Here is a 17,191-nt window from a genome sequence, read left to right as displayed (position 1 = left end):
GTCCTCTGCTTACTACTCGGCCGGTGCGGCCTGCAATCCTTCGATGATCTCCCGGCGGAGCACCTTGCCCGTGGGTGTGGTCGGCAGCTCGTCGCGAAACACTACGCGGTCGGGGGTGCGCGAACCGCGCAAACTCTTGCGGACGTGCTCCCGCAATTCCTCGGGATCGGGGTCGACGCCGGGCCGCGGTACCACCACGGCAACGATCGCCTGTCCCCATTGCGGATCTTCGACGCCGACCACGGCGACGTCGCGCACATGCGGATGCTCGACCAGCACCTCCTCCAGCTCGGCGGGCGCGATGTTCTCGCCGCCGCGGATGATGGTGTCGTCGCTGCGCCCGCCGATGAACAGGTAACCCTCGTCGTCTAGCATCGCGATGTCTTTGGTTGGGAACCAACCGTTTTCGTCGAGCACCGAGCCGATTCCGGTGTAACGGCCGGAGACCTGCTCGCCGCGCACGAAAAGCTCGCCGGTCTCACCGGCCGGCAGCACATTGCCCTCGTCGTCGCGGATCTCGATCTCGATGCCGGGCACCGGACGTCCCACCGAACCCAGCCGCTTGACCGCGGCGACTTCCGAAGCGGATTGCGCGGCGCGGTGGTCGTCGGGCGTCAGCACCGCGATCGTCGAGCTCGTCTCGGTCAGCCCGTAGGCGTTGACGAAGCCGACCCCCGGCAACAGCTCGAGCGCGCGGCGGACCAACGGCAGGCCGACCTTCGAGCCGCCGTAGGCCAGGTTGCGCAGCGACGGCAGCTCATGGCCGCCCGTCTCGAGCACGGACACGACCCGGTCCAGCATGGTCGGCACCAGCGTCGCGGTGCTCACCTGCTCGGCGCCGATCAGCCGCACCCACTCGTTGGCATCGAAGTTGGGCAGGTAGACCATCTTGCGGCCGGCGTACAGATTCGACAGCGCGGCGCCGACCCCGGCGATGTGATACGGCGGCACGCAGATCAGTGCCGCGTCTTGTGCACCGGCCGAGTCGAATTCGACGGTTCCGGTGACATAGCTGGTCAGATTGTTGTGCGAGAGTTCGACGGCCTTGGGCTGCGACGTGGTGCCCGAGGTGAACAGCACGATCGCGACCGACTCCGGGTCGGCAAACTCTGCCGCGGGCTCGGCGCGGCGGGCGGCGGTCAGGAAGTCATCGGAAAGCATGACGCGCTTGGACGACTCGCCAAGCATGTCCCGGTAGCGGCTGTCGACGACGACCAGGGGTTCGGGCAGCCGCTCGATCAGCGCCTGGATGCCCTCGGCGGACAGCCGGTAGTTGATCGGGGTGAAGGGCAGCCCGGCGCGTGCCGCGGCGAAGATCAGCACCGGCAGCATCGCGCCGCCGACACCCACGTAGGCCACGTGCTGGGCGCCCGATTCCGCGATGACCCCCGCGCCGCCGTCGGCCAGATCGCTGAGCTCCTGCGTGCTCAGGCGGACGTCACCGGACACCACGGCGGTGCGATCGGCGTTGCTCGACGCAGCCATCTCAAGAAGCAAAGAAATGCTCACGCTTGCAGGTTCTCCGGTATCAACACGTTACAAAGCTGGCCAGAAGTGTCATGTTCGACTGTAGTTTATCCGGCCTCGACGGTGCGCATTGCCGTGGCTCAGGTACCGGTCCACTGGGGCGCGCGCTTCTCGGCGAACGCGATCGCGCCCTCCTTGGCATCGTTGGACCCGAACACCGGAGCCAAGAGCTTGCCCTGCTCGGCGAAGAAATCCTTCGGGTTCCAGCTGCGGGACTCGACGATGATCTGCTTGGTGACGGCCACCGCGAGCGGCCCGTTGACGGCGATCTTCTCGGCCAGCGCGATGGCCGCGTCCAGCGCCGTGCCCGGCTCGGCAAGCACGTTGACCATTCCCAGCGCGTGCGCGCGCTCGGCGCTAAGGTTCTCACCGGTCAACGCCAGCTCCATCGCGATGGCCGACGGGATGCGCTGCGGCAGCCGCAGCAGTCCGCCGCCGCCGGCGACCAGGCCGCGCTTGACCTCCGGGATACCGAAGGCCGAATCCTTGGATGCCACGATCAGGTCGGTGGCCAGCGCCAGCTCGGTGCCGCCGGCCAACGCGTAGCCCTCGACCGCGGCGATCAGCGGTTTGGTCGGTGGACGCTCGGTGAAGCCCATGCCGCGGCCCTCGACGATGGGAAATTCGCCCCGCGCAAACGCCTTGAGGTCCATGCCGGCGCAGAACGATCCGCCGGCGCCGGTCAGGATGCCCACCGAAAGACCCGCTTCGCCGTCGAGCCGATCGACGGCTTCGGCCAAACCTTTGGCCACCGCGAGGTTGACCGCGTTCTTGGCCTTCGGCCGGTTAATCGTGATGATCAGGATCCGGCCGCGTTGTTCGACCAGAACCTCGGGCTCGTTGGCTTCTTCGTTCCCAGTGCTCACGGTGCTACGAAGCTCCTTCGACTAGCAGTGATAATCGGTGCAAACCAGTGGTTCGACTGATGGTAGCCGCCGGCGGAAATGGCATTGGCACCAGGAAAGAGTCGCGTTACCCAAACGGGACATCCGGGCCGGTCAGGCCGGCGCCATCGCGGCCTCGACGGGCGTCAGCTCCTCGGAAAGACCTGCGGCCCTGCGTAATTCGATGAAGTCGGCGACCATGGCATCGGTCACCTCGTGCGGGTCTTTGACGGTGGCGCCGTCGGACAGCACGGAGATGTTGAGCTGATCGACGTAACTCCACACGGTGATGTTGAGGCCACTGCCGGCGGTCAACGGCCCCACCGAATAGATCTCGGTGACCTGCGCACTGCCGACCCGGCCGCGCTCGCGGGGCCCGGGAACATTCGAGATCGGAATGTTGAGCACCTTGTTCTGGCCGTCGCGGCTGGACGCCCAGCGGAAAAACGACTCGGTGGCCAGCGGCGGCATGTAGTTCGACCACCGACTGATCAGTTCGGGCCCGACGAGGTGAAACGCCTCTTTGGCGGAGTTGGCGTTGTCGTGGCAGGCCTGCAGCCGGGCCAGCGGGTCATCGAGGTCGGCCGGCAGCGCGACCATCATCCCGGTGAAGTAGTTGCCCGATATCCGGTCCGGCGAGAAGTCGAAACTCGCCGGGACGGAGGCCAGCAGCGGTTCGGCCGTGCCGTCATAGCGCAGCAGCAAGGTGCGTAACGCACCGGTGGACATCGCCAGCACCACGTCGTTGATGCTCGCGCCGCGCCGCTTGCCGGTCTCCTTGATGTCCGCGAGCGCCAGGGTCGCCGTGGCGAAACGGCGTTCCGGGGTGATCCGGTGGTTGAGGAAGGTGGGCGGCGGGGTGAAGGGCATCGTCAGCTCCGGTGAGAGCTTGCGTGAGCTACGCCGGACCCGGCCTATCCCTTGCGCCGTGTAGCGGAAGGTTCCCGGCAGCTTGCGGGCTTGCCGGAGGTGATCGGTGAACGCCGAGCGCATCAGCTGCGACTTGGTGGGCGCGGGGTCGGTGACCTGGGGGCCGCTCTCCGGAGTGGGCAGCAGATCCATGCCCCGGGCCATCAGGTTGGCCGACGCGACGCCGTCGGCGAGCGCGTGATGGATCTTGCCGACCACCGCGACCCGGTTGTTGGCCAGACCTTCGACGAAGTACATCTCCCACAGCGGACGGTCGCGATCCAGCGGGGTGCTGGCGATGCGTCCGATCGCGTCGTCCAGCTCGCGGCGACCGCCCGGCTCCGGTAGCCGCATCTGGCGGATGTGGTAGCTGAGGTCTACCTCGCAGTGCTCCCGCCACATCGGATGGTGGAATTTCCACGGGATGTCGACGAGCTGATAGGTAAAGGGCTCGAGCTTGTTCAGCCGGCCGCCGATCACCTGTCGAAAGGAGTCGATGTCGAAGTCTCGGCGATCGGCGTCGAGCTCGATCACGGCGACCTTGATCGTGTGCATGTGCACGTTCGGGGTCTCGCTGTACAGCAGTACCGAGTCCCAGCCGCTCAGCCGTTTCATCGGTGCCCCTTCCCCTCAAGGGAGGACCTTACTCAGCGGAGAAGCTCAGATGACCTCTTTTGCCGTGATCTGTGCCTTGGCGCGGTAGACCTGGTTGAGGAACAGCGAAGTCGCATGGGCCGCCACGCCGGCACGCTCGCCGTCGATCAGGTCGAAGCCGTGTCCAGCCCCGGGCAATTCCAGGTAGCCGACCATCGAATGCGAGACCTCACGCAGCCGCTCGACGAAGCTGCGAGCCTGCTCGACGGGGATGACGCTGTCTTTGCTGCCGTGAATCACCAAGAACGGCGGCGCATTCCGATGCACCCGGGTGATCGGCGACGCGTCGCGGAACACCTCGGGGTGGCGGGCGATGGACTTTTTGACCACCACCCGTTCCAGAAACTCGACGAACCGGTCGCGCTCGGGTGTGGAGCGGTCCTCCCAGTCGTAGCGGCCGTAAATGCCGACCACCGCGTCCACCGAGCTGTCGGCGCCCTCGGGCAGCCGGCGCTCGAACGCCGCGTCGTCGGGAGTGAGTCCGGCCAGCGCGGAGAGGTGCCCGCCGGCCGAACAGCCTGCCACCGCAACGAAATCGCGGTCCCCGCCGAACTTGTCGACGTTGGCACGCGCCCACGCGATCGCGGTCTTGACGTCGGTGATGTGGCGCGGCCAGCGGTGATACGGCGCGACGCGGTAGTCGATCGCCAGACACACCCAGCCCTGCTCGGCGAGCCGCGACATCAGGGCGGTGCCCTGCATCATGCTGCGACCGTGCACCCAGGCGCCCCCCGGGACGAAGATCAGCACCGGCGCGGGCTGGGCCGGCAGATCCTTGCGCCGCCACACATCGAGCACCTGCGCGGGGTGGTCGCCGTAATGGACCGCCCGGCGGTACAGGTAGCGACGCTGCCGCAACGCCTCCCAGATCGGCGGTGTCTTCTCGGCCGCCGGCCAGTCGAGATCGAGATCCGCGGCCGACACGACACCCCGCAGGGCCGCAACGGAGACGTCGAGCGTGCTTTCCCGGTCCCGGCGGCGGGCGTCGTTGGTCCCCGGCGTCAGCCAGCCCTTCTTCAATGCAGAGAAAGCCTCTGGTGCCTGCCGCGCGCCCCAGACGCCCATCGCGGTCACGCCGCCCAGCGGTTCCAAGTGCTTACCCACCACCGGTAGCGAAGCACCGGCAACGCTTAGTGCCAGCGCATAGTCGGCGGGTCGGGCCCGCAGCAACCATTTGAAACACGGTGTCATACTCGGGACCCTCGCCGTCATGTACCGGACTGTACCCCGATCGCGCCGGGTGAAACTGACGTTTGCGTAGAAGTCCGCATCGGGTCCGGAATTCGCCCCGGCAGATGTTTGCCAGATTGCCGGAATGACCGATCTAGACAGGATGTTCGTCTTCGCTGAGCGAGGTGCGCCGACGCGCCGCGGCGAGCCGGATCGCGTAGCAGACAGCGCTCGCCGCGAACATCGCCGTGGTGAGCAGCAGCCACCTGCCCAGGAAGGGCTGCTGGGTCTGTCCGGTCGCCGCCTGATAGGTGGGCCCGCCCTGCTCGATGATGCCGGGTAGGAAAATCAGCAGCGTCAGCCCAGCCCCCAGTGCCGGAACTCGAATGTAGTTGCGGGGAAGCACTTTTGGATGGCTTCGGGCAGGTCGACTGCCCGCCGACAGCGCCCGGTCGGCCAGCGCGTAGAGCGGGAAGAACAGCAGATCGTGGGCGACGACTGCGGCGGCGAACCAGACGGCGATGGACTGCCACCAGCTGCCGGGGTTCCACAACGTCGCCGGCTTGAAGGTGGCCAGGATGTAGCCCAATAGTGCGAAGCCGGACACCATCGTCAGCAGATGCAGTGGATGCGATCCGTAGACAGCGGTGAAACGCGTTGAGAATCTTGACATCTCAGCCGGCTTCGAATTCGATGGCGGCCACCCATTTGGTGTTGTGCACACCGGGCAGCGCGGGAACGATGATCCGGGCCGGATAGCCGTGGTCCAACGACAGGTCGGCGCCGTTGACCCGCAGGGCCAGTAGCGCGTCGGGATCACCAATTTGGTTGGCCTGCAACGTCGTTTCCCCGAACGCACCGCCCCGCTGCAGCGACACCACTCGCGCCGAGCGCGGCGCGGGCACGCCCGCGATGCGGGCCAGCTCGGCCAGCCGCACCCCGCTCCAGGTCTGTACGGTCGACCATCCCTCGACGCAGGCGATCGGCAGGCGCGCAGCGCTTTGCGGCATGCCGGCCAGCTTGGCGCGGTCCAGCATCACTACCGCTGGACCGCCGCGAAGGGCCAATGACCAACTCTCGCCTACACTTTCGCGGCTGATGCCCGCGGCTGCGGCGGTCTTGTTCACCGGGAAATCACCGCGGCCCCGCCCCCGCGGCAGCAGTAGGGCGGCACCGCGGGAGGCCCCGCCGACGGTCTGGCCGACGGTCAGAGCGCCGATCAGCAGCACGCCGCTGCCGACCAATGCCAGGGCGCCGCGCCTGCTCATCGTCGGTTCGGCCGGATCGGCGGCCACCAGGCCATCGGGATCGGCGGGCTCCGGCAAGGTGTCGGCGCGGTTGGTGCGCAACACGTCGCGCAGCGACAGCGACCGCAACCCGGTGATCATGCGCGGCAGCTTGATCGCGATGTGCATCAGAAATCCGGTGATGAAGACCCACGCTCCGAAGTAGTGCGCGTCGTAGAAGCTGAACCCGAAGATGTAGTCGTACTGGATGTTGAGCACTCCGGTGACGATCTCGAACAGGATCCCGCCGACGAGCATCAGCAGCGACAAACGCTCCAGCAGCTGAGCCGCCGACCGCGCCGGCGGCCAGACGAACAGCCGCGGGATCACCGACCACAGCTTGGCCAGCACCACCGGGATGATCACCAGGCCAAGCCCCACGTGGATGCCCTGGGTCAGCCGGTACAGCCAAGACGGGCGGGTGGGCCAGGTGAACAGCGGCAGCCGCAGCCACCCGACGTCCGCGGGGATGGCTTGGCCGAATTGCGGCGCATAGGCGATGTAAGACAGCAGCCCGGTGATGGTGATCAGGGGCAGTGCCACCAACAACGCCAGCCCGAACACCGACGTCAGCCACGGGCCGCGCAGCGGGCTGCGAAAACGTCCCAGCCGCCGCACACCGGGCGGTGGGTGTCGGTCTAGCGCACGCCACAACTTGGCGGGAAACCCGTAGCCGCTCACGGCGCGGTCAGGTTCGCGATTGCCCGGCCACCGATCATCCGAACGCCGCTCAACGTCAAACCCACTTGCGCCGCCAGGACGGCGGCGCTGTCCGCACCGACCGACGCCCACCGGAACCAGGGCCCGACATCGTTGGCCGACTCCAGGCGCACCCAGCGCGCGCAGATGCCGATCGTGTCGGCCTCGAACTCGGCCACGCAGCGTCCACCACGACGTAGCAGTTCGGCGGCGCGACCCAGGATCCGTCGCGGATCCCCGCCGAGGCCGACATTCCCGTCGACCAGCAGGACGGTCTGCCACTGGCCCATTCCGGGCAGCGGCTCGAAGACGTCGCTCAGCAGGGCCGGCGCCCCGCCGCGACCCGCCAGCCGGATCGCGGTCGCGGACCGGTCGATGCCGAGTGCGGGTATCCCCCGCTCAAAGAGCCGCGCGACCAACCGCCCGGGCCCACAGCCGAGCTCGATCGTCGGCCCGCTGCACATCTGCGTGACGGCTTCGTCGAAGTCCTCGTCAAGGGCGTCGGCCGATCCGCCGTTCGAGGGACATCGGGCGCCCAGCCAGCGGTGGGCCGGGAGCACCCGGACCTCTCCGTCCTCATGACGAATCCAACACCGTTCGCCGCCAAGCGCCCGATCGTAGAGATGCCCCAGCATTTCACGTCCCTCGCGTCGTGCCTGACCAGACGACTCCGACCCGCTCAGCCCCGTGGGGACGGTGCGGCAGCGCCGATATGCAGATGTCCACTGGTTACGCCAGCTTTTTGTTCATTCGGATCGATACCCTGATCCTCTGTCGGCTAACCCAGCTGGTCAAGGTCGGACGACCGCGGCGGCGAGCTGGTTCACCGGAGTGATTCGGCGCCGAAGCATGTCGGGATGGGTACCGGAGTCGGGCAAAGGTCGCCTGCGCGCCGCCCGCGCATACTGGACCGGTGCCGAACAGCGACGTCCACCCTGATTTGCGCCGGATCGCGCGCATCGCCCCGCGACGACTGGTCACTCCCCGGACTTTGCCGATCATCCGGGGCTTGCTCGCGCTCGGGGCGCGTCGCGCATCCAGCGACGCCGAGGTCATCGCCCTGGATTCCGGGGCCGGCGTTCGGTTGTTCCGGCCCCCCGGTGTCACCGAACCCGCGCCGGCGCTGTTGTGGATACACGGTGGCGGCTACGTCATGGGCACCGCGCAAATGGACGATCGGCTGTGTCGCGGGTTCAGCAGCAGGTTGGGCATCACCGTCGCGTCGGTGGAATACCGGCTGGCGCCCGAAAATCCTTATCCCGCACCGCTCGAGGACTGCTATACCGCATTGGCCTGGCTGGCCGGGCTCCCCGCGGTTGACCGCAAGCGAGTGGCGATCGGCGGCGCCAGCGCCGGCGGCGGGCTTGCGGCGGCCCTGGCCTTCCTGGCTCGAGACCGCGGCGAGGTCGCGCCGATACTCCAGGTCCTCACGTATCCCATGCTCGACGACCGCAGTTCGCTGACCGCCGAAAACACCAACTATCGCCTATGGGACACGCGCAGTAACCACTTCGGCTGGACGGCTTATCTCGGCGACGCCGATGCACAGATCGCGGTCCCGGCCCGCCGGGTTGACCTCAGCGGCTTGGCGCCCGCCTGGATCGGCGTGGGGACCCACGACCTGTTCCATGATGAAGACCTCGCCTACGCCGAACGCCTGCGCGCGGCCGGCGTACCGTGCGAGGTCGAAGTCATCCCCGGCGTCTTTCACGGCTTCGACGTCGTCGCATCGAAAGCGCAAGTCTCACAGCGCTTTTTCGACAGCCAGTGCGAGATTCTGCGGGCCGCCCTGGCAGCGGCGCGCTAGTCCGCCGCGTAGGCGATCGCGCCGCCGATGACGGTCGCGGCCACCAGCCCGGCGTCCAGCTCGGCCAGCACCGTCGCGGGCGGCTCGGTCAGCACGCAGAGATTGCCCGGCTGCCCGACGTCGATGGTCCTGATCCGGCTCGGCTGATCGGCATAGCCCAGAAACATCGTCAAAGCGTCTGGCGCCGACACACATTCGCCGACGCCCAGGACGGCGCCGCTGGGCGTGCAGCGCTGCACCGCGGCACGCATCGCCGCCCACGGGTCGCCGCGACCGAACGGCATGTCGGTCGACAGCGCCACGCGCACCTTGGCCCTGCGCAGCGACGCGACCCGCCACAGCGAGGAGTGCTCGGCCGCGGGAATCTCGGCCAGGTACTGATCGCCGCGCTCGGCAACGAAATTCGGTTGGGTCACCACCGTGAGCCCGAGCTGGGCGAGGTCGGCCAGATTGTCGTCGTCGACGACCGCGGCGTGCTCGATGCGGTCGTGCGGATGACTGCCGGCGGTGCGCAGTGCCGCGATGGTTACCGTCAATTGCGCCGCGGTCACGCAGTGCACGGCCACCGGCTGTCCGCCGGCGTGGTGGGCGGCAATCCATCCGGTGAGCGCCTCCAGGTCCAGACGGTCATCGTGCAGGATTTTCTTGCCCGGGGCCAGAAAGGATGGCTCTGGCCGGAACTCGCCGTGGCGATGTGCCACCAACAGCGACACCATGTCGTCCGCGTCCAGATCCGGTGTGGCGTCGGTGACTCCGGTGACACCGAGCGCGGTGAGGCGCCGACTGAGTTCGGTGAGATCGGCGTGGTGCCGCTGCAGCGCCTCGGACCAACGGTCGCTGGCGCGCAGCCGCCCATCGGGGTGTTCGGCCATCCCGAGCAGGCGCAGTGCCGCGGAGTTGAGGATCCACAGGGCCCCGCTGCGGTGCTGGACGCGGACCGGAATGCCGGGCAGCATTGCGTCGAGCGCAGCGCGGTCCAGCTCACCGGCAACGGATTCGTGATAGCCGATCGCCCGGATCCATCCGTCGGCGCTCGGGGCGGCATTCGACAATGCTTGTGCCAGAATATCTTTGGTGCTGACACGGGGAGGACCGAGCATCAGTGAGTCCAACGCAGCAGCGGCCGAACGCACGTGCACGTGATGGTCGTGCAGGCCGGGCAGCACGGTTCCGCCGCGCGCGTCAAGCACGCTCTCGCCGGGCCGGGCGGCCAGGCCGTCGCCCACCTCGTCGATCCGCGCGCCGACCCGGATGTCGGTCATGGTGCCGTCCAGCAACGTTGCCCGCTGAATCAGCATGACAGGAGCCGTCTTTCGAAGACCAAGTGACGCACCGCGTCGTTGTCGGCGCCCAATTCGGTGGCCGCGGGGTGCGGCGGCGGAGCTTGGGGCGGTGGCGCCGGGCATTCGGAGACCGACGCCGTGCTGGGCAGGGCCGCATATCCCGCCGAGATCCCCGCCATCGATAGATGGATCACCTCGCCACCACCGCGAGCCAGTGAGTCGGCCACGGCCCGGGTTGCCTCCAGGCCCGTGAGGGGATCGGCGATGGCGTCCCCGCAGAACACCGGGCCGTCGGCGCCGGTGCTGACCAGGCCACCGGCCACTGCCGCATCGTCCCCGAACGCGGGCCGGGTGGAATCCTGGTCATACCCGCTGATACGCAACCAGATTCGGCCCGCTCGCGGCGCGATATGCTCTGGGCCCAGCCGGCGCCGGGCCAGCGCCGCGGGCCGCGAACCTTCGATCACGATGTCTGCGACCGCGAGGAGTTCGCGCAGCTCATCGGCCTGGTGAGCGAAATCAACGCAGTAGGAGAGCTTTTCGCCGTTCATCCAGTCGAAGAATTGGCGATTGCCTCCCCGGGTGCCGTCCGGGCGGCGTGGGCTTTCGACCTTGACGACGGTGGCTCCGGCGTGGGCCAGCAACTGCCCGCACAGCGGCCCGGCCCACATCGACGACAGGTCGGCCACCAGCAGGTCCGCGAACCTGCGCGCGGCGGCCCGGGTGTCCATCGGGTGTATCCGCGGCGGCGCGGCCTCAACCTCACCCAGGCCGGCTGCCGGGATGTCGAGCAGAACCGCCCGCTCGGTGATCGCGGACACGAGACGTGTTGCGGCCCAATGCTGCAGCTCCGGCCACGGGTCGACTGGCACCCTGTCGACCTCCAGCAGCGCGGGGACGGCCGCGATGTCGTCGGGGCGCGACAGCGTCATCGCACACCAGCCGTCGCGTGCCGAGAGCAGCCGAGTGCCACCACCGGCCGAGATCCGCCCGCCGCGCGTCAACCCGAGCAATCCGGCCCGCCCGGCCAGCAAGGTGCTCGCATCGACGGTGACACCCAGCTGAGCACCGACAGCGACCGCGACGCGTTGGGCGCGGGCCAGCACCTCGGCGCGGGAGAAGTCGGCTGGCCCGTCGGGCAGGCCGGTCAGGTAGGCGAGTCCGCTGCTCCCCCACTCGGACGCCGCATTGTGCACCTGGACCATTGTCCTCCGGGTTAGAAGTGCAGCGCGCTGAATCGCCAGTCCAGCACCGCCCGGTCGGGCTCGCCGGCCACGTCGCCGACCGCGTAGACCAGCGATCGCAGCCCCAGGACGCCCCCGTTGTCGGTGGGCTCGGCCGACTCGACGTGCAGCTCGCTGTACAGGGTGTCACCCTCGTACACCGGTCCGGTGTGATCACAAGACTCCCAGCCCAGCACCGTCCCCAGATTCGGCAGCAGCCTGCTGGCCTGCGCGAGCGCCAGCCCAATGGTGTGTCCGCCGTACACCAGGCGGCGCCCGCCGGCCCGCGAGTCATGATGTGCCGCTGCGATGTTCAGCGTGAGCCTGGCCAGTTCGGGCGCGTTGCTCACGACGTCGCCGGTACTGTGCAGCACCGCAGGAGCCATGGCCGCATCGAAATGCGGTCCGGGAACCCGCTTTCGGAAAACCTCGCCGTCCCATTGCGCGGCCGGCGCAACGGCGGGCGGTGCCGCGTCGGCGCCGACGGCGGACAGATCGTCGGCCGGCGCGTTGTCAGGATTAAAGTCCGGGCTCGCGGGCAGCATGGCGCAGCGGTAGAAGTCGAGCACCAATTGGTCGGCCTGGTCGATCGTGATCATCCGCAGCGCCGCCAGTCCCGTCGGCGCACGGCCGGGCTTGACCGAGTTAGCGCGCAGCCCAACGACTTCGGTGCGGGTGTAGAGAGAATCGCCGATCACCGGGAAGCGATGGAACGTCAGCCCGCGGTAGAACAGGTTGGCTTTGACGCGCGGGGTGACCAGCGTGCTCTGCCCGATGGCGACATCGCAGACCAGCGCCGGATGCGCCAGCGGACCGGGCGCACCGATGACCGCGGCACACAGGTCCGCATCCAGGGCCAGCCGCAACCGGTCCCCCACGATCGCCTGATGAGCGGCGGCCATTCCCGCCGAAAGCGTCGCCACCGGCGCCCAGTCGAAGACCTGGCCTATCGAGAGGTCGTCGAAGTACGGTCCGCCCTCGCGGATCCCCGCATACCCGTTACCCGTCACAACGCCTCATGCTGGCAGGCTGTCGAATCGAGGGTCAATGCAGGAGGGTGATCAGAGGTGAACGACGAAGAAGACATGCTGGTCGCCACGGTGCGCGCGTTCATCGACCGCGAGGTCAAACCGACCGTCCGCGAGGTCGAGCACGCCAACACCTACCCCGAGGCGTGGATCGAACAGATGAAGCGAATCGGCATCTACGGCCTGGCCATTCCCGAGGAATACGGCGGGTCGCCGGTGTCGATGCCCGGCTATGTGCGTGTCACTCAGGAGCTGGCCCGCGGCTGGATGAGCCTGGCCGGTGCGATGGGCGGCCACACCGTGGTCGCCAAGCTGTTGACGTTGTTCGGCACCGAGGAGCAGCAGCGGACTTACCTGCCGCGGATGGCCACCGGCGAGGTGCGGGCCACGATGGCGCTGACCGAGCCCGGCGGCGGCTCCGATCTGCAGAACATGACGACCACCGCGCTGCCGGACGGCTCGAGCGGCTTGCTGATCAACGGCGCCAAAACCTGGATCAGCAACGCGCGCCATTCCGGACTGATCGCACTGCTGTGCAAGACCGACCCGAACGCCACACCGCGCCATAAGGGCATCTCGATTGTGCTAGTCGAGCAGGGACCGGGTCTGACTATCTCGAGGGATCTGCCCAAGTTGGGCTATAAGGGTGTCGAATCGTGCGAGCTGTCCTTCGACAACTTCTCCGCGCCCGCGTCGGCCGTCCTGGGAGACCGTATGGGCGAGGGCTTTTCGCAGATGATGAAGGGGCTGGAGACGGGCCGTATCCAGGTTGCGTCCCGAGCCCTGGGCGTGGCCACCGCGGCGCTCGAGGACGCGTTGGCCTATGCCCAGCAGCGGGAGAGTTTCGGCAAGCCGATTTGGAAGCATCAGGCCGTCGGTAATTACCTGGCCGACATGGCCACCAAACTCACCGCCGCCCGCCAGCTCACCCGCTACGCCGCCGAGCGCTACGACAGCGGCGAACGTTGCGACATGGAGGCCGGGATGGCCAAACTGTTCGCCTCCGAGATCGCGATGGAGATCGCCCTGAACGCGGTACGCATCCACGGCGGTTACGGCTACTCCACCGAGTACGACGTCGAGCGCTACTTTCGCGACGCGCCCTTGATGATCGTCGGCGAAGGCACGAATGAGATCCAGCGCAATGTGATTGCCGGGCAGCTGGTGGCGCGCGGGGGCATCTGAGCAAACCCGGATCTGGCGCCTGACCAACGCTGGTGCGCTATATTTGCCTGACTTGCGCACCAGCAAAGCGGCGCGGGAGTAAACCTGTTTGGTTCCGGAGGAACCCCAAGGAAGGCAGCTGCCATGAGTTATCCCCCAGGGCCGTACGAAGGTTCCCCCGAGTGGCAGGGCCAGCAACCGGAATGGCAGGGCCAACCACAGCAGCCGGAGTGGCAAGGTCAGCCGCCGCAAGGCTGGCAGCAGCCACCGCAGCCGGGGGGCTGGCCTGGCCAGCAGCCGGGAGGTTGGCCCGGCCAGCAGGAGCCGGATAACTACCTCGTCTGGGCGATTCTGTGCACGGTGCTGTGCTGCCTCCCGTTCGGCATCGTGTCGCTCGTCTACTCCAACAAGGTCGCCGGGTTGTGGTCCCAAGGCCGGTTCGGCGAGGCACAGGAAGCGTCGAGCAACGCCAAGAAGTGGGCAATCATCGGCGCCATCGCAGGTGGCGTGACGTATGCGATCGTCGCCATCTTGTACATCGTCATCGCCGTGGTCGCCGTGTCGAGCATCCCGTCGACGACCACCACCACATTCTCGGGCTACTGAGCAACCCTTTGCGCGCCAACGTAAGTCGCATCCACTAATCCCCAGCGCAGTGCGGTCCCGACGTCGACCGTACGGCCGGAGAGCACCAGATAGGCCGTACGCCAGCGGCCGATACGGCGCGTGACGCTGACCGTTCCGCCGGCGCCCGGGATCAACCCCAGACTCAGTTCTGGCAGTCCGAAGAGTGAATCTTCGTGGGCCTCAACCCATCCGCAGAATGCGGCCATCTCCAAACCACTGCCCAGCACCCGGCCGTGCACCTCGGCGCGGCAAGCCCGACCGAGCCGCGCGGTGAGCGCGTCGAGCGCCAGGGCCGGGCTGTGACGGGTGCGGGCCAGATGCGCGCTCGCGGGATCGGCGAAGGTGCCGAATTCGGCCAGGTCTCCGCCGCTGCAAAATGATGGGCCGTTGCCGCTCAACACAATCCCGGTCACCGACGGATCCAGTTGTGCGACCGTCAACGCCTCGAGCAGTGCGGCGCGCGCGTCGGTGGAAAAGGCGTTGTGACGAAGCGGGCGGTTGAAGCTGATCCGCAGGGTGTCACCGTCGCGCACCGCCTGCACCGGGTCGTCGGTCTCGGGCATCCGCGCCGGGCCGCGCTCGCCGAGCCAGCGCGCGAATTCCGGACCGGACTGCAAGGTGGAGTAGGCCAGCGATTCCGTCACCACACCGGCCAGCGTCGGGCCATCCGGCGCGACGTTGCGTAGCACGTCGTCGCAGACGCTGCTGGCCTTCGGCCAGTGTTCGCAGCGCTTGCGCAGCTCGGCAAGCGTCTCGGGAACCGAGTCGACGGTAACCACGCGGCGGTCGTCACAGGCATCCTCGGTCAGCGTGAAAGTCGCTGCCTCCAGCCAGGATTGGCTTCGAGCGATCTCAGCGGACGAGCCGACGCCGACGATCACGCCGGGCGGGGACGCCAGGCCGGCCTCCGGCGCATTCGACAAGTCGACCACCCGGAACATCGGTCACACCGAATACTTCTCGATCAGCCCATTCTTGTAAAGCTTGCCGGTATCGGTGCGCGGGAGCTGCGCCTCGAACGCGATCGACCGCGGACACTTGAAGTGCGACAAGCGGTCTCGCAGCCACGCCATCAACTCATCGGAGAACTCATCGGTGGCGTCGGCTTCGTCGACGGTCTGCACGGCCGCCACGACCCGCTGACCCATCTCGTCGTCGGGCACCCCAAATACGGCGGCGTCCAGCACCTTGGGGTGGGTGACCAGAAGGTTCTCTGCTTCTTGCGGGTAGATGTTCACCCCACCGGAGATGATCATGTGGTGGCGCCGGTCGGTCAGGTACAGGTAGCCCTCTTCGTCGAGGTAGCCGATGTCTCCGACGGTGGCCCAACCGCGCTTGTCGCGAGACGCCGCGGTTTTCGTTGGGTCGTTGAGGTATTCGAACGAAGACCCGCCCTCGAAGTAGATCTCGCCGGCCGCACCGGGCGGCAGCTCGTTGCCGTTCTCGTCAAGAATGTGCACGCCGCCGGCCATCGGCTTCCCGACCGATCCCGGGTGCGCCAACCAATCTTCGGCGAAGATCATCGTCGATCCGTGCGCTTCCGAGGAGGCGTAATACTCGTCGACGATCGGCCCCCACCAGTCGATCATCTGCTTCTTGATCTGCACCGGACACGGAGCGGCGGCGTGCATCACCCGCTTGAGACTGGACAGGTCGTACGAATCACGAACGTCTTGCGGCAGTTTCAGCATCCGGATGAACATCGCCGGCACGAACTGGCCGTGCGTTACCCGGTGCCGCTGGATCGCGTCCAGCGTCCCCTCGGCATCGAACTTCTCCATGACCACGGTGGTGATGCCACTGGCCTGGATGGTCATCGACCACACCGACGGTGCGGTGTGGTAGAGCGGTGCCGGGCTGAGGTACACCGCGTCGGGGTCTAGCCAGAATCCGACCAGAGCCGACATCATGCCCGGCGCATCCTCCGGCGGGACGTGCGGCAATTCGCGTTTGATGCCCTTGGGCCGCCCGGTGGTGCCCGAGGAGTACTGCAGCAGGTCGCCCTCGATCTCGTCATCGATCGGCGTATCCGGTTGACCGGCAACGCATTCCGGGTATCGCTCCCAGCCCGGCAGGTCGCCTGCTTGGTCAGGACTAGCGATCAGCAGCAGCTCCGGCAGCCCACCCGGTAGATGCTCAGCCAGGCCGGCGCAGGTGGCGCGCAGCGCCGCCGAGCCGATGACGGCCTTCGCGTTGCTGTTGTCGATGATGTAGGCCGCCTCGGCCGCGGTCAGGTGGGTGTTGATCGGCACGTAGTACAGGCCGCTGCGCCGAGCCGCCCACATGACCGCGTGGATGTGCTCGTTGTTCTCCATCAGGATCGCGACGCTGTCGCCCTCGCGCAGCCCCGCCTGACGGAACCGGTGCGCCAGCCGGTTGGCCCGCGCTTCCAGGTCATCGAAGGTGACGACCGTTCCCGATGGGTACAGGATGATCGCCGGCTTGTTGGCGCCGAGATAGGGGCGGATCTGCATGCGAAGACTGTACCGCCGGCGAATTTGACGGGTGTCAAGTGGCCCGCAGACGGGCCCTCATCTGGGGTCAGCCGTGCGGTGCTTCAGAGATCTTGCTGTCCGGCTTGCCGAGCGTTTGGCAGTACGTCTGCGCGGACAGTCGCGTCGCCGAGATCTCGATATTGCTCGGATCGGCGCCGCTCTTGTCCTTCAGCATTTTGCTGACTTCGTCGTTCTGCTTCTTCTCGTCCTGGGTGGTGAAGTCCTTGCACTTGGTGTCACCGCCGGTGTTGATCACCTGCGACGCCGAGCATCCACTGAACAGAATTCCTGCCGCCGCAACCACAATGGTGAGCGCAGAGGTCGTTGTTGACTTCATCGTCGGCCTTTCAAGGATTCCGGTGTTAGCTATCTATACACCGAAACGTGGGGTTCCAAACAACCCGCTGGAATGCAGAAGTCACGTTTGCCGTCGAC

16 protein-coding genes are annotated in these 17,191 nt (G+C 67.3%); 3 read left to right on the top strand and 13 right to left on the bottom strand.

The genetic code is table 11. The annotated features are described in order from the left end of the window. Positions 1-12: 12 nt before the first annotated feature. The 7 genes from ACZY0B_RS13970 to ACZY0B_RS13940 all read right to left on the bottom strand — a co-directional run bounded on the left by ACZY0B_RS13970 (position 13) and on the right by ACZY0B_RS13940 (position 7,764). The gene (locus ACZY0B_RS13970) at positions 13-1,509 is read right to left on the bottom strand and encodes a class I adenylate-forming enzyme family protein (protein WP_463764713.1); all 1,497 of its coding nucleotides are present in this window, start codon (positions 1,507-1,509) and stop codon (positions 13-15) included. Positions 1,510-1,607: 98 nt separating this feature from the next. After that, positions 1,608-2,393, bottom strand: coding sequence for a crotonase/enoyl-CoA hydratase family protein (locus ACZY0B_RS13965; RefSeq protein ID WP_463764712.1), 786 nt, complete (start codon positions 2,391-2,393; stop codon positions 1,608-1,610). Positions 2,394-2,525: 132 nt separating this feature from the next. Beyond that, entirely contained in the window at positions 2,526-3,935 is a 1,410-nt protein-coding gene (locus ACZY0B_RS13960; protein WP_463764711.1) for a WS/DGAT/MGAT family O-acyltransferase, read from the bottom strand. 45 nt (positions 3,936-3,980) lie between these two features. Next, positions 3,981-5,186: an alpha/beta hydrolase fold domain-containing protein gene (locus ACZY0B_RS13955; protein WP_463764710.1), complete on the bottom strand. Its 1,206-nt coding sequence runs from the start codon at positions 5,184-5,186 to the stop codon at positions 3,981-3,983. 112 nt (positions 5,187-5,298) lie between these two features. Continuing rightward, positions 5,299-5,817, bottom strand: a complete 519-nt coding sequence (locus ACZY0B_RS13950; RefSeq protein ID WP_463764709.1) for a hypothetical protein — start codon at positions 5,815-5,817, stop codon at positions 5,299-5,301. Position 5,818: 1 nt separating this feature from the next. Beyond that, positions 5,819-7,111 carry a molybdopterin-dependent oxidoreductase gene (locus ACZY0B_RS13945; RefSeq protein ID WP_463764708.1) on the bottom strand — a complete coding sequence of 431 codons (1,293 nt, stop codon included), beginning with the start codon at positions 7,109-7,111 and terminating at the stop codon, positions 5,819-5,821. Further along, a complete protein-coding gene (locus ACZY0B_RS13940; RefSeq protein WP_463764707.1) occupies positions 7,108-7,764 on the bottom strand; it encodes a methyltransferase domain-containing protein in 657 nt (218 codons plus the stop codon). The genes ACZY0B_RS13945 and ACZY0B_RS13940 overlap by 4 nt, the downstream gene beginning before the upstream one ends. Positions 7,765-8,042: 278 nt before the next feature. On the opposite strand from ACZY0B_RS13940, the gene ACZY0B_RS13935 reads away from it, so the two are divergent. Beyond that, positions 8,043-8,936, top strand: a complete 894-nt coding sequence (locus ACZY0B_RS13935; protein WP_463764706.1) for an alpha/beta hydrolase — start codon at positions 8,043-8,045, stop codon at positions 8,934-8,936. On the opposite strand, the gene ACZY0B_RS13930 is transcribed toward ACZY0B_RS13935, so the two are convergent. Genes ACZY0B_RS13930 through ACZY0B_RS13920 form a run of 3 tightly spaced genes read right to left on the bottom strand, consistent with a single transcriptional unit; the run spans position 8,933 to position 12,452 of the window. Further along, positions 8,933-10,234 carry an amidohydrolase family protein gene (locus ACZY0B_RS13930; RefSeq protein WP_463764705.1) on the bottom strand — a complete coding sequence of 434 codons (1,302 nt, stop codon included), beginning with the start codon at positions 10,232-10,234 and terminating at the stop codon, positions 8,933-8,935. The genes ACZY0B_RS13935 and ACZY0B_RS13930 overlap by 4 nt on opposite strands. Next, complete coding sequence (locus ACZY0B_RS13925) at positions 10,228-11,424, bottom strand: CoA transferase (protein WP_463764704.1); 1,197 nt, start codon at positions 11,422-11,424, stop codon at positions 10,228-10,230. Before ACZY0B_RS13925 ends, ACZY0B_RS13930 begins: the two co-directional genes overlap by 7 nt. A gap of 11 nt (positions 11,425-11,435) precedes the next feature. Beyond that, entirely contained in the window at positions 11,436-12,452 is a 1,017-nt protein-coding gene (locus ACZY0B_RS13920) for a MaoC family dehydratase (RefSeq protein ID WP_463764703.1), read from the bottom strand. A 57-nt stretch (positions 12,453-12,509) separates the two neighbouring features. Between ACZY0B_RS13920 and ACZY0B_RS13915 the strand changes: the two genes are divergently transcribed. After that, positions 12,510-13,655: an acyl-CoA dehydrogenase family protein gene (locus tag ACZY0B_RS13915; RefSeq protein ID WP_463764702.1), complete on the top strand. Its 1,146-nt coding sequence runs from the start codon at positions 12,510-12,512 to the stop codon at positions 13,653-13,655. Positions 13,656-13,778: 123 nt separating this feature from the next. After that, the gene (locus tag ACZY0B_RS13910; protein ID WP_463764701.1) at positions 13,779-14,240 is read left to right on the top strand and encodes a CD225/dispanin family protein; all 462 of its coding nucleotides are present in this window, start codon (positions 13,779-13,781) and stop codon (positions 14,238-14,240) included. Here the strand turns inward: ACZY0B_RS13910 and ACZY0B_RS13905 are convergent. The 3 genes from ACZY0B_RS13905 to ACZY0B_RS13895 all read right to left on the bottom strand — a co-directional run bounded on the left by ACZY0B_RS13905 (position 14,234) and on the right by ACZY0B_RS13895 (position 17,093). Next, the gene (locus ACZY0B_RS13905; protein WP_463764700.1) at positions 14,234-15,202 is read right to left on the bottom strand and encodes an enoyl-CoA hydratase/isomerase family protein; all 969 of its coding nucleotides are present in this window, start codon (positions 15,200-15,202) and stop codon (positions 14,234-14,236) included. The genes ACZY0B_RS13910 and ACZY0B_RS13905 overlap by 7 nt on opposite strands. Before the next feature lie 3 nt (positions 15,203-15,205). Beyond that, a complete protein-coding gene (gene fadD4, locus ACZY0B_RS13900) occupies positions 15,206-16,735 on the bottom strand; it encodes a fatty-acid--CoA ligase FadD4 (protein ID WP_463764699.1) in 1,530 nt (509 codons plus the stop codon). 67 nt (positions 16,736-16,802) lie between these two features. Further along, positions 16,803-17,093: a hypothetical protein gene (locus ACZY0B_RS13895; protein WP_463764698.1), complete on the bottom strand. Its 291-nt coding sequence runs from the start codon at positions 17,091-17,093 to the stop codon at positions 16,803-16,805. Positions 17,094-17,191 lie beyond the last annotated feature (98 nt).

It is taken from the genome of Mycobacterium sp. IDUB_19 (assembly GCF_055419445.1).
The sequence above is the reverse complement of the archived record's forward strand: the minus strand, read 5'-3'. Positions and strand labels throughout refer to the sequence as shown.

What these genes read in the sequence shown, in the direction of transcription:
- ACZY0B_RS13950 (WP_463764709.1), bottom strand. Translation starts at nt 5,817, where the DNA reads ATGTCAAGATTCTCAACGCGTTTCACCGCTGTCTACGGATCGCATCCA.
- ACZY0B_RS13895 (WP_463764698.1), bottom strand. Translation starts at nt 17,093, where the DNA reads ATGAAGTCAACAACGACCTCTGCGCTCACCATTGTGGTTGCGGCGGCA.
- ACZY0B_RS13940 (WP_463764707.1), bottom strand. Translation starts at nt 7,764, where the DNA reads ATGCTGGGGCATCTCTACGATCGGGCGCTTGGCGGCGAACGGTGTTGG.
- ACZY0B_RS13955 (WP_463764710.1), bottom strand. Translation starts at nt 5,186, where the DNA reads ATGACGGCGAGGGTCCCGAGTATGACACCGTGTTTCAAATGGTTGCTG.
- ACZY0B_RS13925 (WP_463764704.1), bottom strand. Translation starts at nt 11,424, where the DNA reads ATGGTCCAGGTGCACAATGCGGCGTCCGAGTGGGGGAGCAGCGGACTC.
- ACZY0B_RS13910 (WP_463764701.1), top strand. Translation starts at nt 13,779, where the DNA reads ATGAGTTATCCCCCAGGGCCGTACGAAGGTTCCCCCGAGTGGCAGGGC.
- ACZY0B_RS13960 (WP_463764711.1), bottom strand. Translation starts at nt 3,935, where the DNA reads ATGAAACGGCTGAGCGGCTGGGACTCGGTACTGCTGTACAGCGAGACC.
- ACZY0B_RS13930 (WP_463764705.1), bottom strand. Translation starts at nt 10,234, where the DNA reads ATGCTGATTCAGCGGGCAACGTTGCTGGACGGCACCATGACCGACATC.
- fadD4 (WP_463764699.1), bottom strand. Translation starts at nt 16,735, where the DNA reads ATGCAGATCCGCCCCTATCTCGGCGCCAACAAGCCGGCGATCATCCTG.
- ACZY0B_RS13905 (WP_463764700.1), bottom strand. Translation starts at nt 15,202, where the DNA reads ATGTTCCGGGTGGTCGACTTGTCGAATGCGCCGGAGGCCGGCCTGGCG.